The following is a 20,980-nucleotide window of genomic DNA, read 5'->3' as shown; positions in this document are numbered from 1 at the left end:
TGCCTGGATTAATTTATTATCTTGTTATCTTACAGGAGCAGTTATTCTGTTAATTATATCTTTTATTTCATTAGTAAAACCAGTTATAGGGTGTCCATTGTCATAAATATCTGTACTCATAGTTCTTATTCTACCATAAAGAATAGGGTCAGATGTTACAGATACAGTTTTTATATTTTTATCAGCTACTTTAACAGCAGCTTCTACTTTTTGCCTTAAATTATTACTTATAGCATTGGTAGCACTGTTACTTACATCACAGCCGACTATAGCAGTGTTATCATGTATTATTACAGAAGCATCATTTACTTCTGGTAATGCAGCTACTCTTTTAGCTATAGCATTAGCTCTACTGGACATATTATTAGTATTTGTATCTGTTATCATAGTTTGATTTCTTAAACTATCATAATTCATTGGAGTATTAGCAAGATTGTTATTATTTAAACCAGTATTGTTTCTTACCATACCATTACTTAAGTTGTTATTTCTAACTACACCATCATTTACATTAGTATTTAATCTACCTTTAGTGTTTAATCCAGTGTTATCCATCCAACGATTATTAACATTTCCATTTAATCTAGCTTGGGTAGACATGTTTCTATAATTTGTATTCTTAGCACCACAACCAGCTACTGTTATTGCTATAATTAAACTTAATCCTAATAATTTGAATTTATTATTTTTCAAATTCATCCACCTCCTAAGAATAGTTTGAACCATAAACAAATTTTTATTTAGGCTAGTTTTTATACAATTTGTAAAATGTCACCATAATTAGATATTAGTACTTTTTTTACTGAATAAACAGACAATTAAAGTAGAACAAAGGAAAAAACTATGATATAATAAATCAAATTAATAGGAGGCGAATATGGAAATCACTTATAATACCAAATTATATTCACTAATAGGAAATCCAATTGATAAATCTTTATCTCCCATCATACACAATAATATTTTTAAAAATTTAAAACAAAATAATATATATTTAGCTTTTAACATAAATCAGGAAAATTTAAAATCTACAATCGAGGGATTTAAAGCTATGAATGTTGGAGGGTTCAATGTAACTATTCCTTATAAAAAATCAATTATTAAATATTTAGATGATTTATCTACTGAAGCTAAAATAATAGGGGCTATTAATACTGTAAAAAATAAAAATGGAAAGTTTATAGGATATAATACAGACGGAGAAGGATTTCTACAAACTTTTTATAATAACAATATATCTATAAAAGATAAAAACTGTTTGATTTTAGGTGCAGGCGGTGCAGCCTATGGTATAGGAAGCACACTGGCTATGCATAAAGTAAAGAGTATATATATTGCAAATAGAACTTTAGAAAGTGCTATTAAATTGGAAAAAAATATAAAAAATATAGATAAGAGTATTTTCACACAAATATTTGACCTAAACCTACAAGGTTTACATAAAGAAAATATTCATATTATTATTAATACCACAAATATTGGAATGTATCCTTTAGAAAATATGGCGCCAGTGGAATTAAATGGATTTTCTAAAAATACTATAGTCTATGACATAATATATAAGCCTAAAGAAACTAAACTAATAAAAGAAGCTGAAAGTAAGGGAATGATAACCTTTAATGGTTTATCTATGCTCTTAAATCAAGCTATACTAAGTCAGAAAATTTGGAGTAACGGAAATTTAGAAATAGGACATAAAGAATTAGAAGAAATAGAAAAAAAATTAAATATATAAAATCCAAAGGTGATAAAATGGTAAAAAAAAGATTAAAGCTGGGCGAACTTTTACTATACTCTGGAAAAATAACTGAAAAACAATTGAAAGACTCCTTAGATATTCAAAATAAGTCAGGAAAAAAGTTAGGAGAAATTCTAGTAGAGGAAAAGTTTATTACAGAAGATGAAATTATTGAAATATTAGAATTTCAATTGGGAATTCCTCATATAGATTTGAACAAATATGATATAAATAAATCAGTAGTTACATTAATCCCGGAATCTGTAGTAAGGAGATATGAGCTTATAGCAATAGATAAAAAGGATAATACAATAATAGTAGCCATGGTAGATCCATTAAATATATTTGCATTAGACGATGTAAAGATCTTTGTGAAATCAGAGATTCAACCAGTTATATCCACTAGAGATAACATTTTAAAAGCAATAGATAGGTTTTATAGTAAAGAGTCTACGAAAAAAGTGGTTGAAGAATTTGAAGAAAGTTTTCTACCTATTAATACAGATGATTTGGAGGATTCAGAACTATTAGAGGTAACTGCTGCACCAATAGTCAGACTTTTAAACTCACTTATTGAACAAGCAGTGAGAGAAAAAGCAAGTGATATACATATAGAACCCTATGCCAATGATGTAAGGGTAAGATTTCGGATAGATGGAGATTTAAGAGAAATAACTACATTGAATAAAACTAGTCATTCAGGAATAATTACAAGAATAAAGATTATTGGAAAAATGAATATAGCAGAAAAAAGAATACCTCAAGATGGTAGAGTAGAGGCTAAAATAAATGGAAAAGAAATAGATATGAGAATATCTACATTGCCTACAGTATATGGAGAAAAAATTGTAATTAGGCTTCTTGATAGAACCAATTTTATGTTTACAAAGGAAAATATAGGATTTAGTAAAAGAGATTTAGAAATTTTTGATAAGATACTAACTCAACCATATGGAATGATTTTAGTTACAGGACCGACTGGTAGTGGCAAGACTACGACTCTATATACAATATTACAACAGTTAAATAAAATAGAAAAAAATATAATTACTATAGAGGACCCCGTAGAATATAAGCTAAGTGGCATAAATCAAGTACAAATAAATCAAAAAACAGGTCTTACATTTGCATCAGGTCTTAGATCTGTTCTTAGACAAGACCCTGATATAGTAATGGTAGGAGAAATTAGAGATTCTGAAACAGCAGAAATAGCTATTAGGGCTGCAATTACAGGACATCTTGTACTTTCTACACTACATACTAATGATAGTCCATCTACTATTTTAAGACTGCTAGATATGGGAATAGAACCATATTTAGCATCATCAGCAATTATAGGTGTAGTATCTCAAAGACTAATTAAATTACTTTGTCCAAAGTGTAAAAGATCATATGAGGCAAGTCATATAGAAAAAACAGTTTTAGGAGTAAATATGAATGAAAAGCTAATATTGAATGAAGCTGTAGGATGTAGTTCTTGTAACAATGGATATAAAGGAAGAAGAGCAATACATGAATTGATGCCAGTAAATGAAGAAATCAGATATTTAATAGATAATAATACTAATATAGACGAATTGAGAAATAAAGCCATAGAAAATGGTATGGCTACACTTTTACAATCAGCAGCTAATTTAGTCATAAATGGCGATACTTCCTATGAAGAAGTACTAAGAGTAGGATTTACATTGGGATAGGAGAGATAATAAAATGAACGTAGTAGAATTAGTAAATATAGCAACAGAAAAAAAAGCATCGGATATTCATATAACAGTTGGTACTCCACCTGTTTTAAGGATCAATGGAGAATTATTAGTCCTTGAAGGTGAAAAATTGATGCCACAAGATACCAAAGCCTTAGTTTATGAAACTTTAGATGAAAGGACAATAGAGGAATTAGAAGAAAATGGAGAAGTAGACACATCTTTTTCCAGTCCGGGAGTAGGACGATATAGAGTGAACGCATATAAGCAAAGAGGCTCTTATGGTATGGCACTTAGGATAATTCCTTTAGAGGTTCCTACCATTGACGAACTGGGACTTCCAGGTGTAGTCAAAGATTTAGCTAGACTTCCTCGTGGACTTATTTTAGTTACAGGACCTACAGGAAGTGGAAAGTCAACAACCTTAGCTTCTATGATAGATTTAATCAATAAAGAAAAAAAATGTCATATACTAACATTGGAAGACCCAATAGAATATCTTCATAAACACAATAAAAGTATAGTAAATCAGAGGGAAATAGGAATAGACTCTAACTCCTTTGCCAACAGCCTAAGAGCTGCACTTCGTCAAGACCCTGATGTTATACTAGTGGGAGAAATGAGAGATTTAGAGACTATATCCATAGCCATTACAGCAGCGGAAACAGGACATTTAGTATTGTCCACTTTACACACAATAGGTTCTGCTAAAACCATAGATAGGATAATAGATGTATTTCCTCCTCACCAGCAGCAACAAGTGAGGGTACAGTTTGCATCAGTAGTTCAAGCTATAATATCACAACAACTACTGCCTAAGGCAGACGGTAGTGGTAGAACAGCTGCTTTTGAAGTCATGGTAGCAACCTCTGCCATAAGAAACTTAATTAGAGAGGAAAAAATACATCAAATAGATACAGCAATCCAAACGGGAGCAAAATTTCAAATGCAAACCATGGATAATTCTTTATTAGATTTATATAAGAAAGGATTAATAACTAAGGAAATAGCTTTGATGCAGGCCATTAATCAAGATAATATTAAAAAATATATTATTTAGGATGTGGTATCTATGATATATAAATATAAAGCAGTATCTCAAGATACAGGACAAATCGTAGAAGGGTTTTTTGAAGGGGAAGAAGAATCTGATGTGTTGGCTATGATAAAAGGTAATAATTATGTGCCTATATTTATTGAAAAAGATATAGAATTAGATGGGAAAATAGATTTATTCTCTAAAAAAGTAAAAAAGAGAGATTTAGCAGTATTTTGCAGGCAGTTTTATACAATGTTAGATGCTGGAATAGGTATAATAAAATGTTTGGAAATATTGGAAAAACAATCTGAAAATAAAACCTTAGTAAAATCTTTAGGTGGAATTTATGAGGATGTGCAAAAAGGATTTACATTATCAGAAAGCATGAGAAAACATAAAAAAATATTTCCTCCACTCCTTATAAATATGGTTCAAGCAGGAGAAGTAAGTGGAAATTTAGATACTATAATGGAAAGAATGGCAGTTCATTTTGAAAAGGAAAATAAATTGGAACAAAAAATTAAATCAGCCATGATATATCCAATAATACTTAGTATAGTATCTATAGCAGTAGTTATATTTTTACTTGTGGCAGTAATGCCTACATTTATAGGAATGTTTGAAAGTAGTGGAGAGGTCTTGCCAGTACCTACACAGATACTATTGAATATAAGTAATTGGCTTACGGAGTTTTGGTATTTGTTCTTAGGAGTAGTAATTTTATCTATAACTGGATTTATGTTATATAAAGAAACTCCATCTGGAAAAACAACATTAGATAATATAAAGCTAAAGATACCAATAGTAAAGGATACTAATGTAAAAATAATAACATCTAGATTTACAAGAACATTGTCAACTCTTATGTCCAGTGGTATACCACTATTGGAGTCCATAGAAGTAGTAGGTAGAGTAGTGGGGAATAAAGTAGTAGAAAATAAATTGGAAAAATCCATAGAAGATATAAGAAAAGGAGTAACTTTGTCAAGAGCAGTAAATGAAATGAAACTATTTCCACCAATGGTAGATTCCATGATAAAAGTAGGTGAGGAATCTGGAGCCTTAGATGATATCTTATATAAGACAGCAGATTTCTATGATGATGAAGTAGAAGTAGCCTTACAAAGGATGACGACCTTAATGGAACCCATGATGTTAGTAATCATGGCTATAATAATAGGTTTTATAGTAATAGCTATGACGATGCCAATGTTTGACATGGTAAATACCATTTGATTCTAAATTAGGGGTATGATGTACTTATAAAGTAATAGAAGAATCTTATATTTCACCATAGAATGACATTATAAGAGAAAACAATAAAAAAATTAAATGAAATTAGCGAAATCTCTGTATTTCCAGGGCAAAGCTAGGGAAACCTAGTGACGCAAAGCCTGAGTCTAAAGTTATCAAGAGATAATAATGATCGTTCGGCTGCATAAATTAATAGTAATATTATTTATGCAGTTTTTTTGTATAAAAAGTTCATTATAATTATTAGTTGTGTCAAAGGTGGTGATTTAAAAAAGGAAGGGATCATATAAAATACTAAAATTTAAAATTAAGGGGGAAAAGAAAATGTTGCAATGGTTAAGTAGGAAAATGAAGAAAAGAAAAGGTTTTACTTTAGTGGAATTAGTAGTGGTTATTGCGATATTGGGGATTTTAGCAGGAATTGCTGTACCAAAATTAGGATCATCAAAAAATACTGCCAAGATAGCTGCTCATAATACTAATATTAGGATATTAAAAAGTACAGCAGCTATGTATTTAGCAGATTATCCTAATACAGAGAAGACAGAATTAACAGAGGAAGACTTAAAAGACTATCTTGATGGAGAAAAATTTCCAAAAGTTCCAAGTGGATTAAAAAATGATGAAGATAAGCCTATAGATGAAAAATATACAATTACAATAGATGAAAAAGGAAATATAATTATTGAACCAAAGGAAATTACACCAAAAGAAGAAACCAATTCAGGTGACTAATAAAGGTATATAATATACCTTGAGATTTATATAAGTTGAAGTAATATATCAACAAAAGGAGCAATAAAAATGGTTATACTAATTTTCCTATATGGATTATTAATAGGTTCATTTCTAAATGTGTGTATATACAGGATACCAAGAGAGGAGAATATTGCTTATCCAGCATCTCATTGTCCTAATTGCAATACAAACTTGAAATGGTACAATTTAATACCAATATTTAGTTTTATAGTTCAAAGGGGGAAATGTGGATACTGCAGGGAGGAAATCTCCTTTCAGTATCCTATAGTTGAACTATTAAATACTATTACATATTTATTTATCTATACAAAGTATGGTTTAACATTAGAATTTTTCTTTTATGCAGTTATTTTTTCTATACTTATTATAATTACCTTAATAGACTTAAAGGAAATGATTATTCCAGATATTTTAGTAATATTGATCTTAGTAATTACTATTGTCTATAAAATATTTTCATACATATTATATAATAAATCACCACAGTTTTTAAATAGTATAGGAGGCCTAGTTTTATCTTCTTTACTATTTAGCATAATTATTTTAGTTTCACAGGGTGGAATGGGTGGAGGAGATCTTACTTTAATTGGTTCACTAGGTTTTATCTTAGGAACCAAGAAAATATTTCTAACTATATTTCTATCCTTTATATTAGGAGCAATTATATCAGTTCTTTTATTAATTACTAAAATTAAGGGAAGAAAGGACCCTATTCCTTTTGGACCTTTTATTATATTGGGATTTTTTATAACAGTATTTTGGGGAGAAGGGTTGATAGGTTGGTATTGGAATTTATTTTTCTAATTAATCCAAAAGAGCAATAATTATATTTATAATCAAACCTAGGAGGTAAGATTATTTTGAGAAATAGAAAAGGTTCAACTATAGTAATGACATTAATTGTATTTACAGTATTGATGATATTTGGTATATCTATTTTAAATCTTATGGTAAATGAAAACAAAATGTCATTATATCACCAGTATAAAACTCAAGCATATTACATAGCTAGGGCCGGAGCAGAAGCCGTTGAGGCTGCAATATTGGAGATGGATGAGGAAGAACTTGAGAAATTAAATGAAAAGCTTGAAGATAATAATAAGGTAGATGTTGAAGAAATATTAATCGGAGAAGGTAAGGCTAAAGTAGAATTAATTAAAGAAGATAATGTTCTGACTATAAAATCCATAGGAGAGGTTAAAGGAGTAAAAAATATTTTAAGTAAAATAATGAAAGAAGAACTTCGAAAAGGTAAGACTAAGATAGATTATGCAATTTTTTCATCTGGCGATATAAAACTAGGCAATGGAACTATAGAGGGTAATATTGGTACAAATCATTCTGTGATTGTAGCAAATGGGAATCCAAATTTAAATGGGGATATTTATCTTACAGAGAAAGGTAATCTTTCAGCCCCCGATTGGTGGGAAAAGTCTTGGGTTAAAACCCATTACATTAAAAGTGGGAAGGAAATACATTATGAATCAATTAAGTTTCCGAGTTTTCCAATAAATAATTCAAATATTGATCTTATTCAGGGTGGAAGCAATCAAACCACAATATCTACAAGTAAAGATTATAATAAGTTTGAAGTAAATGCAAATACAAAAATATATATTGATAACACAAAAGAAGATATAATATTAAAAATTAAACAGTTTAATTTAAATAATGGTCATATAATTTTATTAGGAAATAATAAATTAACGATATATGTTGAAAATATGGTTATAGGTTCAGGTTCCACCATCAACTATGAAGGTAATCAGAAAAATACAAATGTGTTTTATTATGGAGCCTCTAGATTGATAATTAGTGGGAATCAGAAGCTTTTCGCTAATTTATATATTAATAATTCCGAGTTGGAATTAGGTGGCAGTGGAAGTATAGTTGGAAATGTATATTCTAATGGAGGTAATATTTTTTTATCTGGTAATTCTGACATAACTAAGGGATTAATATACGCTCCTAAGACTGATATTAACTTTACTGGTAGCGGAAAGGCATATGGTGCTGTTATTGGAAAGACTGTAAATATATCTGGTGGGGGGAAAGTAGTATATGATCCAAATTATGTAGATAATTCAATAATAGGAGGAGAATCTACTGAAAAAATACTTTTTAAACCAAGCCACTACAAATAAAGGCGATTATATGAAAAATAACAAAGGACTAACATTAATAGAAATAGTAATCACAATAGCCATAACTTCAATAATGGCTATTGCTGTATTAACTATGTTCAATATTAGTATTACAAATATATCTAAATCGGGGAATAAAACAGAAAGGGTTTTAAGAATTAAGGAAGAAGTAGATGAAGAAATAATAAATAATAAAGAAAAAACAACAAATACAGATAAAGTTAAAGTTACTATAGATGGTATTATTAAAGATAGAGAGGTAGATGGCAAGATAATAGAAATTAAAGATTCGGACATTAAAATAACGACCTTTGTTCCAAATAAACCTAAGTCGACAAAATAGAGGTGTTATAATGAAAAATATTAAATTTGACAATAAAGGACTTACGTTAATAGAATTAATTGTCACAATAGCGATTATGGGTATTGCTTTACAGATGATTTATTCCCTATTTTTTGTGGGAAATAAATCATTTAACTTTGGAAAAAACAAGGGATTTGCACAGCAAAATGCAAGGACAGTATCAGAATTACTTATAAATGAGCTTAGAACTGCAAAGGATATAAGGTTTAATGAAGGAACAATAAAAGAAGAACATTTTTCATTGGAAGTAGATAATGAAAATTTAATAAAAAAGACTTATGATAGTATTGGAACAGAAGATGTAGAAAAAAGAAAAACCTTATTTACAGATTTTTTAGAAAGTATAGAATTTAATTCCCAAGACACAAATGGAAATGGTATAATAAATATAACTATTAAGGTAGTGGAAGAAGGAAATAAAGTTAATGAAATATATAGTGTGAATTTCAATATTCTCTTAGAGAATATATTAAATTATAAAGAAAATAATATTCAAAATAAAATTTACTACTCAAAATACAATTAAAAATCTTTCCATTAAGGAACTAAGGAGGTAATGCCATTGAAGTTACCATCAATAAGTAGAAAAACTCTATCTATGGACTTTGGTTCTAAAGAAATCAAAGTTATAGAAGGGAAATATACAAAAGATAACGTACAAATATTAAAAGCTTTCACAATATCAGTAGAACCTCATTTTTATCTAAATGGAGAAATATTAAATAAAGATGTATTGGCCACAAGCATAAAAAATAAATTAAAGGAAAATAAAATATCTACTACTATTACATATGGTATTATCAATAGTTCGAAAGTAATTACTAGGGAAATAATCATCCCAAAGGTTTCTCTTAAGGAGCTTAAATCTGTTGTTAGTTATCAGGTAGCTGATTATCTTCCGATTAATATAGATGATTATGTGGTTAAATATTTAAATCTAGGAAATATACATGAAGGAGATATGGAAAAGATAAAGATTCTTTTACTAGCTATACCAAACAATATTGTTCTAAGTCATTTAGAGCTATTGAAAGATTCTGGTCTTAAGCCAGAAATTCTAGACTATCAAGGTAATGCCATAGCAAAATTATTAAACTATAATGACTTAGTAAATAGTGACTATAACACTAGGGATTTAGTAATAGCTTCAGTAGATATAGGATATAGTAACTCTAAACTTACCATAATAAAAAATGGGAAAATAGAAGTAACTAGGGTTATTGATACTGGAGGTAAAGCAATGTATGACAATATATTTTCATTTTTTGATTACTCCATAGAAGATGTAGAAGAGAAATTAGTTGAGATAAAAAGTTTAAATAATTTTCAAGATGAGTTTTCAGATAATTATAGATTATCAAACATTGTAAGGACAAGCTTGATTGACCTTTGTGAAAAAATAGAAGTAGTATTTAGATATTATAATACTAGAGAAACAGGAAATATGATAAATTATATTTTACTTCAAGGGGGATTTTCAAACATTAAGGAGATAGACAATTTGTTTTCCACCTACTTTAATATTCCAACTATGCAGTTATCCACTTTAGATAAGATTAATTGGAGTGAAAATTTATCTAAATATGCCAATGCCATTGGTGGATTAATTAGGATTGATGAGGTGTAAGATGAGAGACTTAAACTTTTTTGAAAGTTATATAGAAAAAAGAGAATTCAAACTAGATAAAAAGCTAATATATTTTTCTTTATTAAGCCTTTTTTTCTTTTCTTTAATAGTATATACAGTTTATTATTCAATAATGATTAGCAAAGAAACTAAAATAGTAAATACTCTTAAACTTACTGTAGAAGACCCTAATATTTTAAAAAAAGTAGAGGAAATCAAGGAAAAAGAAATAGAAGTAAATGAATTTAAAATGTCAGTTGATAAAATTAAAGTATTAGATAAAATCATTCAAGAAAGAGATAAAATTGATGAAGTCCTTTTAAATAAGATCAATGATAATATACCAGAGGATTTGTTTCTTACTTCCCTTAGTATTCAAAATGGAGAAATTTATATAGTTGGTATATCCAGAGATAAATGGTCTATAGCAGAGTTTCAAAAAGGATTGGAATCTCTAGATGATTATGAAGAGATATTTGTATCTAATATTTCATTGCAAAATGATTATTATAATTTTAGTCTGAACATTACATTAGGGAGTGTTGATAATGGAGAAATTGGGGAAGAAGAAACTGAAAACTAGAGAACTAACTAAGAATGAAAAATTTCTTTTAAGTATTTTAGTCACTATTTTAGTAGTTTGGGGAAGTTACAGATTTGTTATTACACCACTGGACCATAAGTTATCAAGCCTTAATGCACAAAGAATAAGATATGAAGAAAAAATTGATGAAATAAACACTATTCTAAGAAATGAAGAGACTATTAACAATAATTGGGATATTTTACATAAAGAAAAAGAAAATATTATATCTAAATACTTTCCAAAATTAGACCAAGCTCAGATAATTTACTTATTAAATGATTTAGTGGAGAAAGAAACTGTATCTGTTGTAGATATGAATTTCAATAGACCAAATTATGAAGATATTGGAGAATTTCAAGTGAAAAATATGGATATATCTATTCCATATAAAGGTACTTATGATGGAATTGTAGATGTTATAAGAGCATTGAAAACCAGCCCTAGAAAAATATTATTAGACAGTGTAACTATGGATAGAGATAATGAGGGCAAACTAAACGGAAATATGTCTTTAAAGGTATATAGTTTAGATGGAATAACTAATACAGATAATGATGTGGTATATATAGATACTGAAAAATTGGAACAAAAGATTACTCCTTTTTCACCTTACAAAGATTATACTGATAGTATTATAGAAGTTGATACTCCATTAGAGGAGATAGTAGAAATAAAAGAAGTCAATCATTATATTGAAGAAACTCTATTGGATTTTGAAAATAGAAATATGTTTTTCTTACCTTCTCAAGAGTTGGTTAAAGGAAATGTAGAACAATCTACAAAATCAAAGTCTAAAAAATATTCCCTAAGATTTGAATATAATATTGTGGCAGTAGAAGAAGAAAATCGTGGATATATAGATCTTACTAGAAATAATATAAATATTAAATATCCACCACAGACCATAGGGTTATGGGTTTATTCTTATGATTATTCTCCTGCCACTGTTGGGTTAGCTTTTAGAGGACAAATGGGAGAGGAGATATTAGTTTCTATTACTGAAGGAATCAGTTGGACTGGATGGAAGTATATAGAAACTAATCCACCAGAAGATTTAAGTTTATATCCATTAAAATTAGAAAGTCTATATCTGGAAATACCTAAAAATAGGGAAGATTATGGCGTGATTTTAATAGATAAGTTACAGGCTGTATATGAAAGAAATCTTGATGAAAATGGCAAAGATGTAAGTGTTGGTGATTATATATTCCATGTGGTAAAAGAAGGAGATACTCCAGAGAAAATAAGCCAATTATATTATGGAACTAGTAACTATAAAAGTGAAATATTAAAATTAAATGAATTAAAATCAACTGATACATTACCCACTGGAAAAGTTCTGGTACTAAAAAAGAGATAAGAAGGTGAAACCATGAGAAAATATAGTCTAATAATCTATACATTAGTATTTGTCATATTATTTAGTTCTATAAATGTATTTGCGGATACTAATTCTGAAGATATTAAAAAAGCATTTGAAGAAGGTTTTAAAATAGGAGAGAAAATTGGCAAAAACCAAGCACTAAAAAATAATATAGATAATAAATTTCCTTTCTATAATGAGATTAAACCTACTAGATATGATGTAAAGGTAGAAAATAATGATTATTTAAAAGGTAAGGAAGAAGAATTTATAGATAGTTTCATAAATGGCTATTTAGAAGGACATGAGAAAGGTTATAAAGAAAACATAAAATCAAATGATGATGGAACTACAATAATTTATGGTTCGGAAGACTTTGGTACTATAATGGGTAGAATAGATGGGTATATTGCATACAAATCAGGAAGCAGGAATAATTGGGAAAGATATATTCCTAGTGATAGGGAATTAATTAATATGTTTGAGCTTAATAGGGAATCTAGAGAACATAGAAATAGTTTTATAGATGACTTTAAAAAATCTTATAGAATATCCTTTGAAGCTGCATTCCAAGTGGCTAAATTGGGAGAAAGAGATTATTCATATGAGGAGGGGCTAAAAGATGGAGATGAATATGCTAGAAATTTAGCTGATTTAAATGCTAGAAAAGATTATTTACTAGGTCTTAGGAATGATTATAAAAGAAATATGCCTTCCAATAAAGAAATAATTACTATGTTTAATCTAAATAAAGAATCCGGTGAATATAGAGATGCTTTTTTAGCAGGATTTGAATTTGGTAGAAGTACATCTGGAGGTAAAACTGAAGGTGGATATATACTTTATTATAACGATGCCTATAGAAAAGCCAATAGAGAAACTACAGAAACACCTGATTTAAATGGTGAAGAAGGCGGAAGAACCATAGGTAAAATGAAGGGCGAATATGCAGCAATTATGGATATTACCATGGATAAGACCAATTTATGGAGTAGTCATAAGGTAAATGATGAAATTATTATAAATGAATATGGACTTCAGTTTCAATCTGAAAATTATAGATTGGCTTTTATAATTGGATATTGGAATGAATTTATGAAATCTTATAATGAGACGTACAAGAAACTTCAACAGGATAGAAATAGAGTGAAAACCCATACTGAAAAGATTTCAATTGATGGCAAGGATAATATTGGTATACCAGATGATGATAAATTTTTAGTAGATATTGAGGCTGGAACTTATTATAATGATGCTATTGTAACCATAGATAGTATACCGATCACCTATGTAAATCCTAATTCTACAAGACATACACAAGCTTCAGGAGTCTATGGATTAAAGGTTATGAATCTAGCAAACACATTTGATAGAAATAAAAGGATTACCATTAAATTTAAGTCCTATGGTAATGATATTAAATATGGTATATACAAATATCATTATAATAAATGGATTTACATACCATCAAAACAAGAAGGAGATTACTTAGTTGCAGATATAAACTTAAATAATATAGACTTAACTGGAAATATTTATTCTGTAAGAGTTGATAATGAACTGCCAATATTTCATGAATCTAGAGGACATTGGGCTAGAGATGAAATCAATACTTATGTTAAGAGAGAAATCATATATGGATACCCTGATAAATCTTTTAAGCCAGATAAGGAAATTTCAAGAGGAGAGTTTGTGACGATGCTAAGTAGATTATATGATTGGTATCCCCCATATGACTCTACAAATATTATTAAGTTTAAGGACTATAAAGAATTTGGCTATGCAGAAAAGGCTATATCCTATGCAACTTACTATAAAATAGTAAATGGATATATTGATAATACTTTTAAGCCACATGATTCAATTACTTATAAAGAGGTTGAGATTATAATGTCGAGGGTATTAAAAAATAAAGATTTCAAATGGGATTATTTTGCTAATAAAATGATATATGAGAAAAAGGTTCGCTCAAGGAGTAAAGATAGTATGAATAATAAAATAACTAGAGCAGAATTCACATTCTTGCTGTATCAATTAAATGAGTGGCAATATTAATAATAAAGAATATAGTAGCAAATATGGATATACTCTAGTGGAATTACTAGTTGTACTAGCTATATTTGCCGTTGTTTTATCCATAGGAATACCTAGCATAAGGATTATATTTAATACAAATGAGAAAAAAGAACTTATGGAGTTTAAAAGGGATATTATATATGCTAGGAATAGTGCAATTGTAGAGAATTGTAACTACACTTTACTCCTAAATATTGAAAAGAATAGTTACATAATAAAACAAGAAAATAAAACCATAAAAAATATTGAATTTTCCAAGGGCATAGTATTAAAGTCAAGTAACTTTGGTACTTCTATTTATTTCACACCCACTGGAGCTCCAAGCAAAGCTGGAACTATCTCGCTTTTAAATAGAAAAAAACAAAAAATTGATATTACCATTAATGTAGCTACTGGAAAAGTAAATCTTTATATTAATAGTAAATAAAAGGAGAAGCATTATGAAAAGAAAGGGTTTTACCTTAGTAGAAGTCATAATGGGATTGTTTTTATTGGGTTTAATTTTTGCAACTATTTTGCCTATAATGAGTACTTCTTTTCTTAGATTAAATAATCAAAAAATGAGAATAGAAATGATCCATTTGGGAGAAATGGTTGTGGAAAGGATAAAAGCCTTTAAAGAGGAAAGTTCTGAATCTATAACTATATATGATGTAAATGTGGAGGATTTAATAGAAGAATTTAAAAAAGACAAAATCGTAGAAATAATTTTACCAGAAGATAAAAGTAGTGAAAGATATTCTTTAAAGATAATTAAAGATGAAAAATTCAATAATTTATGGCTTTTATCGGTTTATGTATATCATAATAAAGAGGGAGAGATTTTAGATTATGTTGAATTTAAGGGATATATACCGAAAAAGTGATGGATTTACTTTAATAGAAGTAATTTTAGTTTTATTTATTTCGTCTATAATTATAATTCCTATTTTTAGTATTCTAGGTTTTTCTATTAAATCCTGTGCAAAAGGTGATGAAAAAGATCAAGTAATGATGAATGGCAGATATGCTATTGAATATATTAAAAATGATATAAAGTCTGCAGATAAAATTGTTTCCGTTGATAAAATAGAAGGACTAGACAAAAAATTCCCTAATAATATAGGATTTGTTATTTTAAAAATCAATGAGGAGAGTATTTCTGATAAGTATACATATATATTATACTACAAAAAAAATAGTAGTATAATCAGGATAGCCTATAATTTAGTAAATGAAAAGTATCCTACGGCAAGTTTCAATTACGGAAGTAATGAACTTTGTGAGTTTGCAGACTGTATAAATAATACTAAAATTGATATAGAAAATTCTATAATTTACTTAGAGTTGGATTTCAAGCATAATAGTGGAGAAAGACTAAGGCTAAAATCTGATATTTATATTAGATGTCCTATAGAATATTAATAGTAGGAGGATATATGAAAAATAGAAGGGGTTTTATATCTGTTATTGCTTTAATTGTAATGTCTGTACTTATGACAGTGATATTATACTTTGAAAGTACTACAAGATACGAACATCTTATTCTAAATTCAACTAAAAATAATATTCAATCCTATTATCTGGCAGAAGGAAAAATACTTATGGTCCTTAATGAAAATAGATATTATAAAAATCAGTTATTACCCATGATAAATGAATACTTTAGAAGTTTTCCTATTGTAAAATATCCAACTCATATTAAAATCTCCAAAGAAGATTTGATTCTTGGAGATACTAAAGACATTGTCAAAGTACGTATAGTAGACAAGGATAATAAAAAACAACTTAAACTCATTGCAGAAAGTGATTTTAATGGACTTAAAGTCACTGTAACTTCGTACTTAAATATGGTAAATCATCTATTTGATTTAGAGATACCTGTTTTAGATAGAAAATTAATAGATGATATTTATGAAAAGCAGTTAGAGGATTTATTGCTAAATATAGAAAAAAATATTGTTATAAGTAATGGAGATATTCCAAATACACTGTACCAAATGAATTCATCAATTTTTAGTGATATTGTTTTGGAAAAGAGTGGCAATAATTTTCAAATATCCTCTTTCAGAAAGAATATGACAGAGCCATATATTGAAAGATTTACGAATAAAAATGTAATAATTATATTAAAACATACAGGGGAAGATCCTATAAATTTTTTTATTCAAAATAGTGATGAAAATAAAGATACTATAAATCTTTCAGGAGTTATATATGTTGAAGGAAATATACTTATATCTAGTGATTTTGAGTTTAAAGGAATAATTATAATAAAAAATGGAGAAATAAACATAGATCCCATTATAAAACCTAAAATAAAGGGAATAATGATAACTGATAACTTGGTTAATTATAATTTTATAGAAAAAGCCGATATAGTTTATAATAGGGAGAATATTTATAAATATGGTACTTATATACCTAGATTTTTAGACTTAAATATGACTATAATAAAGAGTAATTAGCTAAGGGGGTAATAATAAAAATGGAACTTTATAATTTAATGGAAGATGAAGTAATTAAGGTTATAGAAAGTATGAAAAATGATATACCTGATATATGTTATTGTGATAAATGCAAATTGGATATGGCTGCCATTGCGTTAAATAACCTAAGTCCAAAATATGTTGTTACAGATACGGGATATGTATATGCTAAAGCAAATAATTTTAATACTCAATTTAACACAGATATATTAACAGCCATAACAAAAGCTATTGGGATTGTAGGTAAAAATCCTAGACATAAATAAGGTGATAACTTTGAAAAATATTATATTAATTGGTATGAGTGGTACGGGAAAGACAACTGTTGGAAAGAACTTATCTTCAAAATTGGGAATGGAGTTCTTAGATACTGATATTTTTATTGAGCAAATGGAAAAAAATAAAATAGAAGATATTTTTTCTTTATATGGAGAAGCATATTTTAGAAGATTAGAATCTTGTGCCATAGATAAATTATATGAAAAAGAAAATATAATAATATCTACAGGTGGTGGTATGATACTAAGTGATAAATTTATTAAATTAAAAGAAAAAGGAATAGCAATACTTTTGGAATCTTCAATAGATAATATAGTAAATAATATTAAAAACTCCACTACTGTTAGGCCATTGTTAAATAATCAAGAAAATCTTTATGAAAGAATAAATACATTATATAACAACAGAAAAAAAACATATAAATTTCTTGCAGATTTCACAATTTTTGTAGATAATAAGTCAATAGATTTAATTGTCTATGAAATATTGGAGAAATGTGTTAAAATTAATTCTTGAGGTAAATAATAGAGGCTGATATAATAAGATTGAAAGTAGAGGAGAATTCTCATGAAAGTACTTATTATTCATGGTCCAAATTTGAATCTTTTAGGGAAAAGAGACAGTTCTATATATGGGGAAAAAACTTTGGAAGAAATTAATAATCTCATTAAATCTAGAGCTTCCCAGTTAGATATGGAAGTTGAAATATTTCAATCGAACCATGAAGGACAGATTGTAGATAAAATTCAGGATATTGTAAGTAAGGACTATAAAGGACTTATTATTAATCCAGCTGCCTTTACACATTATAGTATAGCTATTAGAGATGCCATAGAAATCTTAGATGTACCCGTTATAGAAGTCCATCTATCTAATATTTATAAAAGGGAAAATTTTAGAAAAGAATCTGTTATTGTACCTGTATGTACAGGACAAATTTCAGGTTTAGGATATAACGGTTATTTAGTAGCTATAGATGCTTTAAAAATTATTGAGTAAGTAGATTATAGGAGGGTAAGAATATGATATCAGCAGGTGATTTTAGAAAAGGCATCACATTTGAAATGGATGGAGATGTTTTTCAAGTAATTGATTTTCAACACGTTAAACCTGGAAAAGGAGCAGCTTTTGTTAGAACAAAGATTAAATCTGTAATGTCTGGTGGAACTAAAGAAGTTACATTTAACCCAACTGAAAAGTTCCCTAAGGCTCAAATTGAAACTAAGGAAATGCAATACTTATATAATGATGGTGAATTATTTTACTTTATGGATACTGACACCTATGAACAACTTCCATTAGATAAGGAAGCTGTAGAGGATGCAATAGTATATTTAAAAGAAAATGACAATGCTACAATTAGATTTTTCCATGGTAAAGCTTTTGAAGTATTACCGCCAAACTTTGTTGAACTAGAAGTAACTGCTACTGAACCAGGAGTAAAAGGTGATACTGCTTCAGGTGCAACTAAACCAGCTACAGTTGAGACTGGGGCAATTATTCAAGTGCCTTTATTTGTCAATGTTGGTGATATACTAAAGATAGATACAAGAACTGGTGATTATTTATCAAGAAAATAGGTAATAATGTTTTAAAATATAAATTATGGAGGGATAAAAATGGATTATTTAATTCAAAAAGTATCTTACTTAAGAGGTTTAGCTGATGGTTTAGGTATTGATGAAAGCTCTAAAGAAGGAAAACTACTTCTTCATATAGTAGATATACTAGAAGAGTTTGCAGACGTACTAGATGAAACAATCGAAAACCAAGAAGATTTAGAAGAATATGTAACATTCATAGATGAAGACTTAGCAGATGTTGAAGATGATATCTATGGAGAAGATGATGAAGATGATGACTATTATTATGACGATGAAGAATTTGACTTTGATGATTTTTGTGACGATGATGACTGTTGTTGTCATTGTGAAGAAGATTTTGAAGAAGAATAATAAAATTAAAAAAGCTCTAAGGCTGAAAAAAGCCTTAGAGCTTTTTTTTATTTTTGTCATATATAGTTTGTACAATCATAGAATTTATATAAGGGAGGGACAGGTTGTGCTAAATAATATAAATTTATATGATTCTGTAATTGAAAATTTATGTGATGAATTAAATAAAATATTGATAAAAATACCTCATAACCATAAATTAAAAACTGAAGAAATAAGATTAAGAAATGGCAGACCTTTAAGCATTTCATATGGAGGAAAAGATTATTTTGTAAACATAAATGGGAATCTAAGTTCTAATCCATCTAATGCCGTAATAGTCAATGAAAGGCATATTATGGATACCTTTCAGCTAATAAGCAACTACTCTGTATATGCCTATACAGAAGAAATAAGAAACGGTTATATAACCATTAGAGGAGGTCATAGGGTAGGGATCGGAGGGAAGGTTATTTATGGATTAAATGGAGTTGAAAATATAAGAAACATTTCATCTCTAAATATAAGAATAGGCAGAGAGGTTCTAGGAGTTTCAAATAATATTCTTTCATATATAATCAAAAACACTAATGGTTTTTATAATACCTTAATTATATCTCCTCCTCAATGCGGTAAGACAACCTTACTTAGAGATATAGTTAGAAATTTAAGTAATGGAACTGAAGGGAATTTTAAAGGCTTTAAAGTAAGTCTTGTAGACGAAAGATCAGAGTTAGCAGGAATGTATAATGGCATGGCTCAAAAAGATGTGGGAATGAGAACAGATATATTAGATGGATGTTTAAAGTCAGATGGAATTATAATGGCCATCAGAGCCTTATCTCCAGATATAATAGCTGTTGATGAAATTGGTGGAAAAAAAGATGCAGAAGCAATTCATGAGGCTCTAAGGGCAGGAATAAAACTTATGGCAACTGTTCATGGAAGTAGTTTAGAAGAAGTAAGAAACAAATCTAGTATAAGGGAATTATTTACAGAAAATATATTTGAACGATTTATTATACTAGATAGGTCTGATGGAGTTGGAACTATAAAGGAAATAGTAGATGGATATAGCTATAAGCCTATTTTTTTTAGAAAGAGTGATTTAAATGGGAGTTCTTAAATCAATATTATTATTGTTAATTTTTTTGACTTGCAGTATTATAGGCTATCTTTATGGAAAGAGCTTCTCATTAAGGCTGGAAAACCTAATAATTCTGGAGCAATGTATTAAGATTTTAGAAACTGAGGTGGTATATGGATTGACCCCTCTTCCAGAGGCGCTGTCCAATGTTCATAAAAAGGGAAAAGTTAAAGTATCTTATATATTTTCGGAAATTAAAAACGATTTAATTCAAAACAAGAGAGGAGGCGTATACGATAGTTTTTTATCTGTTGAAGACAAATTATATAACAATCTTAATTTTAAGAAAGAAGATGTAGAAACTTTTTTATCATTAGGCAGGGTTTTAGGTACATCCGATAGGACAGATCAACAGAAAAATTTTATATTAGTATCAAATCAAATAGCCACTCAAATATTTGAGGCAAGAGAAGAAAAAAATAAGAATGAAAAGTTATATAGAAATTTAGGAGTCATAACTGGTACAGCAATAATAATTTTACTGATATAGAGGAGGATA

Annotated in this window: 25 protein-coding genes and 1 riboswitch; of the genes, 24 read left to right on the top strand and 1 reads right to left on the bottom strand. The window is 28.4% G+C overall.

The features are described 5' to 3' along the window. Positions 1–24: 24 nt before the first annotated feature. Positions 25–693, bottom strand: a complete 669-nt coding sequence (locus KQI41_RS09775) for a YhcN/YlaJ family sporulation lipoprotein (RefSeq protein ID WP_195837872.1) — start codon at positions 691–693, stop codon at positions 25–27. A gap of 184 nt (positions 694–877) precedes the next feature. Between KQI41_RS09775 and aroE the strand changes: the two genes are divergently transcribed. From aroE to KQI41_RS09655, 24 genes are all read left to right on the top strand, one after another. Beyond that, positions 878–1,735, top strand: a complete 858-nt coding sequence (aroE, locus tag KQI41_RS09770) for a shikimate dehydrogenase (protein WP_154437877.1) — start codon at positions 878–880, stop codon at positions 1,733–1,735. 17 nt (positions 1,736–1,752) lie between these two features. Then, positions 1,753–3,435 carry a GspE/PulE family protein gene (locus KQI41_RS09765; RefSeq protein WP_154437879.1) on the top strand — a complete coding sequence of 561 codons (1,683 nt, stop codon included), beginning with the start codon at positions 1,753–1,755 and terminating at the stop codon, positions 3,433–3,435. A 13-nt stretch (positions 3,436–3,448) separates the two neighbouring features. Continuing rightward, positions 3,449–4,501, top strand: a complete 1,053-nt coding sequence (locus tag KQI41_RS09760) for a type IV pilus twitching motility protein PilT (protein ID WP_154437881.1) — start codon at positions 3,449–3,451, stop codon at positions 4,499–4,501. A 12-nt stretch (positions 4,502–4,513) separates the two neighbouring features. Next, complete coding sequence (locus tag KQI41_RS09755; protein WP_154437883.1) at positions 4,514–5,716, top strand: type II secretion system F family protein; 1,203 nt, start codon at positions 4,514–4,516, stop codon at positions 5,714–5,716. A gap of 116 nt (positions 5,717–5,832) precedes the next feature. After that, positions 5,833–5,922, top strand: a riboswitch (cyclic di-GMP riboswitch). 136 nt (positions 5,923–6,058) lie between these two features. Then, positions 6,059–6,469 (top strand): type II secretion system protein, encoded by a 411-nt coding sequence (locus tag KQI41_RS19110; protein WP_154437885.1) that lies wholly within the window; start codon positions 6,059–6,061, stop codon positions 6,467–6,469. 69 nt (positions 6,470–6,538) lie between these two features. Continuing rightward, on the top strand, positions 6,539–7,297 hold the full coding sequence (locus KQI41_RS09745; protein ID WP_154437887.1) for a prepilin peptidase: 759 nt from the start codon (positions 6,539–6,541) through the stop codon (positions 7,295–7,297). 56 nt (positions 7,298–7,353) lie between these two features. Continuing rightward, the gene (locus KQI41_RS09740; RefSeq protein WP_216585199.1) at positions 7,354–8,637 is read left to right on the top strand and encodes a DUF7305 domain-containing protein; all 1,284 of its coding nucleotides are present in this window, start codon (positions 7,354–7,356) and stop codon (positions 8,635–8,637) included. A gap of 10 nt (positions 8,638–8,647) precedes the next feature. After that, entirely contained in the window at positions 8,648–8,980 is a 333-nt protein-coding gene (locus tag KQI41_RS09735) for a PulJ/GspJ family protein (RefSeq protein WP_216585198.1), read from the top strand. A 10-nt stretch (positions 8,981–8,990) separates the two neighbouring features. Beyond that, entirely contained in the window at positions 8,991–9,527 is a 537-nt protein-coding gene (locus tag KQI41_RS09730) for a PilW family protein (RefSeq protein WP_154437893.1), read from the top strand. A gap of 36 nt (positions 9,528–9,563) precedes the next feature. Next, positions 9,564–10,628 carry a pilus assembly protein PilM gene (gene pilM / locus KQI41_RS09725; RefSeq protein ID WP_195837873.1) on the top strand — a complete coding sequence of 355 codons (1,065 nt, stop codon included), beginning with the start codon at positions 9,564–9,566 and terminating at the stop codon, positions 10,626–10,628. Between the two features lies 1 nt (position 10,629). Continuing rightward, complete coding sequence (locus KQI41_RS09720) at positions 10,630–11,211, top strand: PilN domain-containing protein (RefSeq protein ID WP_195837874.1); 582 nt, start codon at positions 10,630–10,632, stop codon at positions 11,209–11,211. Continuing rightward, positions 11,177–12,574 (top strand): LysM peptidoglycan-binding domain-containing protein, encoded by a 1,398-nt coding sequence (locus KQI41_RS09715; RefSeq protein WP_154437899.1) that lies wholly within the window; start codon positions 11,177–11,179, stop codon positions 12,572–12,574. Before KQI41_RS09720 ends, KQI41_RS09715 begins: the two co-directional genes overlap by 35 nt. Before the next feature lie 12 nt (positions 12,575–12,586). Beyond that, positions 12,587–14,632, top strand: coding sequence for an S-layer homology domain-containing protein (locus KQI41_RS09710; RefSeq protein WP_216585197.1), 2,046 nt, complete (start codon positions 12,587–12,589; stop codon positions 14,630–14,632). After that, positions 14,616–15,080 carry a prepilin-type N-terminal cleavage/methylation domain-containing protein gene (locus tag KQI41_RS09705; protein ID WP_154437903.1) on the top strand — a complete coding sequence of 155 codons (465 nt, stop codon included), beginning with the start codon at positions 14,616–14,618 and terminating at the stop codon, positions 15,078–15,080. The genes KQI41_RS09710 and KQI41_RS09705 overlap by 17 nt, the downstream gene beginning before the upstream one ends. A 13-nt stretch (positions 15,081–15,093) precedes the next feature. Beyond that, positions 15,094–15,519, top strand: a complete 426-nt coding sequence (locus tag KQI41_RS09700; RefSeq protein WP_216585196.1) for a type IV pilus modification PilV family protein — start codon at positions 15,094–15,096, stop codon at positions 15,517–15,519. After that, positions 15,485–16,057, top strand: coding sequence for a prepilin-type N-terminal cleavage/methylation domain-containing protein (locus KQI41_RS09695; protein WP_154437907.1), 573 nt, complete (start codon positions 15,485–15,487; stop codon positions 16,055–16,057). Before KQI41_RS09700 ends, KQI41_RS09695 begins: the two co-directional genes overlap by 35 nt. Before the next feature lie 14 nt (positions 16,058–16,071). Next, positions 16,072–17,100, top strand: a complete 1,029-nt coding sequence (locus KQI41_RS09690; RefSeq protein ID WP_154437909.1) for a hypothetical protein — start codon at positions 16,072–16,074, stop codon at positions 17,098–17,100. A gap of 20 nt (positions 17,101–17,120) precedes the next feature. Further along, positions 17,121–17,387 carry a late competence development ComFB family protein gene (locus tag KQI41_RS09685; protein WP_154437911.1) on the top strand — a complete coding sequence of 89 codons (267 nt, stop codon included), beginning with the start codon at positions 17,121–17,123 and terminating at the stop codon, positions 17,385–17,387. A 10-nt stretch (positions 17,388–17,397) separates the two neighbouring features. Continuing rightward, positions 17,398–17,916: a shikimate kinase gene (locus KQI41_RS09680; RefSeq protein ID WP_154437913.1), complete on the top strand. Its 519-nt coding sequence runs from the start codon at positions 17,398–17,400 to the stop codon at positions 17,914–17,916. Positions 17,917–17,967: 51 nt separating this feature from the next. Then, entirely contained in the window at positions 17,968–18,399 is a 432-nt protein-coding gene (gene aroQ, locus KQI41_RS09675; RefSeq protein ID WP_154437915.1) for a type II 3-dehydroquinate dehydratase, read from the top strand. Positions 18,400–18,422: 23 nt separating this feature from the next. Then, positions 18,423–18,980, top strand: a complete 558-nt coding sequence (efp, locus tag KQI41_RS09670; protein WP_154437917.1) for an elongation factor P — start codon at positions 18,423–18,425, stop codon at positions 18,978–18,980. Between the two features lie 39 nt (positions 18,981–19,019). Then, entirely contained in the window at positions 19,020–19,355 is a 336-nt protein-coding gene (locus KQI41_RS09665; RefSeq protein WP_154437918.1) for a CD1247 N-terminal domain-containing protein, read from the top strand. A gap of 106 nt (positions 19,356–19,461) precedes the next feature. Beyond that, a complete protein-coding gene (gene spoIIIAA / locus KQI41_RS09660) occupies positions 19,462–20,460 on the top strand; it encodes a stage III sporulation protein AA (RefSeq protein WP_326828270.1) in 999 nt (332 codons plus the stop codon). Continuing rightward, complete coding sequence (locus tag KQI41_RS09655; protein WP_154437920.1) at positions 20,447–20,971, top strand: stage III sporulation protein AB; 525 nt, start codon at positions 20,447–20,449, stop codon at positions 20,969–20,971. Before spoIIIAA ends, KQI41_RS09655 begins: the two co-directional genes overlap by 14 nt. The last annotated feature ends 9 nt before the right edge of the window (positions 20,972–20,980 follow it).

Origin of the sequence: Tissierella pigra (genome assembly GCF_018917845.1) — a bacterium.
In the GTDB taxonomy this organism is placed as follows: domain Bacteria; phylum Bacillota; class Clostridia; order Tissierellales; family Tissierellaceae; genus Tissierella; species Tissierella pigra.
This window is presented reverse-complemented; position numbering and strand designations above follow the sequence as displayed.

What these genes read in the sequence shown, in the direction of transcription:
- aroQ (WP_154437915.1), top strand. Translation starts at nt 17,968, where the DNA reads ATGAAAGTACTTATTATTCATGGTCCAAATTTGAATCTTTTAGGGAAA.
- KQI41_RS09715 (WP_154437899.1), top strand. Translation starts at nt 11,177, where the DNA reads ATGGAGAAATTGGGGAAGAAGAAACTGAAAACTAGAGAACTAACTAAG.
- KQI41_RS09685 (WP_154437911.1), top strand. Translation starts at nt 17,121, where the DNA reads ATGGAACTTTATAATTTAATGGAAGATGAAGTAATTAAGGTTATAGAA.
- KQI41_RS09690 (WP_154437909.1), top strand. Translation starts at nt 16,072, where the DNA reads ATGAAAAATAGAAGGGGTTTTATATCTGTTATTGCTTTAATTGTAATG.
- KQI41_RS09655 (WP_154437920.1), top strand. Translation starts at nt 20,447, where the DNA reads ATGGGAGTTCTTAAATCAATATTATTATTGTTAATTTTTTTGACTTGC.
- KQI41_RS09745 (WP_154437887.1), top strand. Translation starts at nt 6,539, where the DNA reads ATGGTTATACTAATTTTCCTATATGGATTATTAATAGGTTCATTTCTA.
- KQI41_RS09705 (WP_154437903.1), top strand. Translation starts at nt 14,616, where the DNA reads ATGAGTGGCAATATTAATAATAAAGAATATAGTAGCAAATATGGATAT.
- KQI41_RS09700 (WP_216585196.1), top strand. Translation starts at nt 15,094, where the DNA reads ATGAAAAGAAAGGGTTTTACCTTAGTAGAAGTCATAATGGGATTGTTT.
- KQI41_RS09765 (WP_154437879.1), top strand. Translation starts at nt 1,753, where the DNA reads ATGGTAAAAAAAAGATTAAAGCTGGGCGAACTTTTACTATACTCTGGA.
- aroE (WP_154437877.1), top strand. Translation starts at nt 878, where the DNA reads ATGGAAATCACTTATAATACCAAATTATATTCACTAATAGGAAATCCA.
- KQI41_RS09760 (WP_154437881.1), top strand. Translation starts at nt 3,449, where the DNA reads ATGAACGTAGTAGAATTAGTAAATATAGCAACAGAAAAAAAAGCATCG.
- KQI41_RS19110 (WP_154437885.1), top strand. Translation starts at nt 6,059, where the DNA reads ATGTTGCAATGGTTAAGTAGGAAAATGAAGAAAAGAAAAGGTTTTACT.
- KQI41_RS09730 (WP_154437893.1), top strand. Translation starts at nt 8,991, where the DNA reads ATGAAAAATATTAAATTTGACAATAAAGGACTTACGTTAATAGAATTA.
- KQI41_RS09735 (WP_216585198.1), top strand. Translation starts at nt 8,648, where the DNA reads ATGAAAAATAACAAAGGACTAACATTAATAGAAATAGTAATCACAATA.
- KQI41_RS09755 (WP_154437883.1), top strand. Translation starts at nt 4,514, where the DNA reads ATGATATATAAATATAAAGCAGTATCTCAAGATACAGGACAAATCGTA.
- KQI41_RS09695 (WP_154437907.1), top strand. Translation starts at nt 15,485, where the DNA reads ATGTTGAATTTAAGGGATATATACCGAAAAAGTGATGGATTTACTTTA.
- KQI41_RS09665 (WP_154437918.1), top strand. Translation starts at nt 19,020, where the DNA reads ATGGATTATTTAATTCAAAAAGTATCTTACTTAAGAGGTTTAGCTGAT.
- efp (WP_154437917.1), top strand. Translation starts at nt 18,423, where the DNA reads ATGATATCAGCAGGTGATTTTAGAAAAGGCATCACATTTGAAATGGAT.
- KQI41_RS09720 (WP_195837874.1), top strand. Translation starts at nt 10,630, where the DNA reads ATGAGAGACTTAAACTTTTTTGAAAGTTATATAGAAAAAAGAGAATTC.
- KQI41_RS09710 (WP_216585197.1), top strand. Translation starts at nt 12,587, where the DNA reads ATGAGAAAATATAGTCTAATAATCTATACATTAGTATTTGTCATATTA.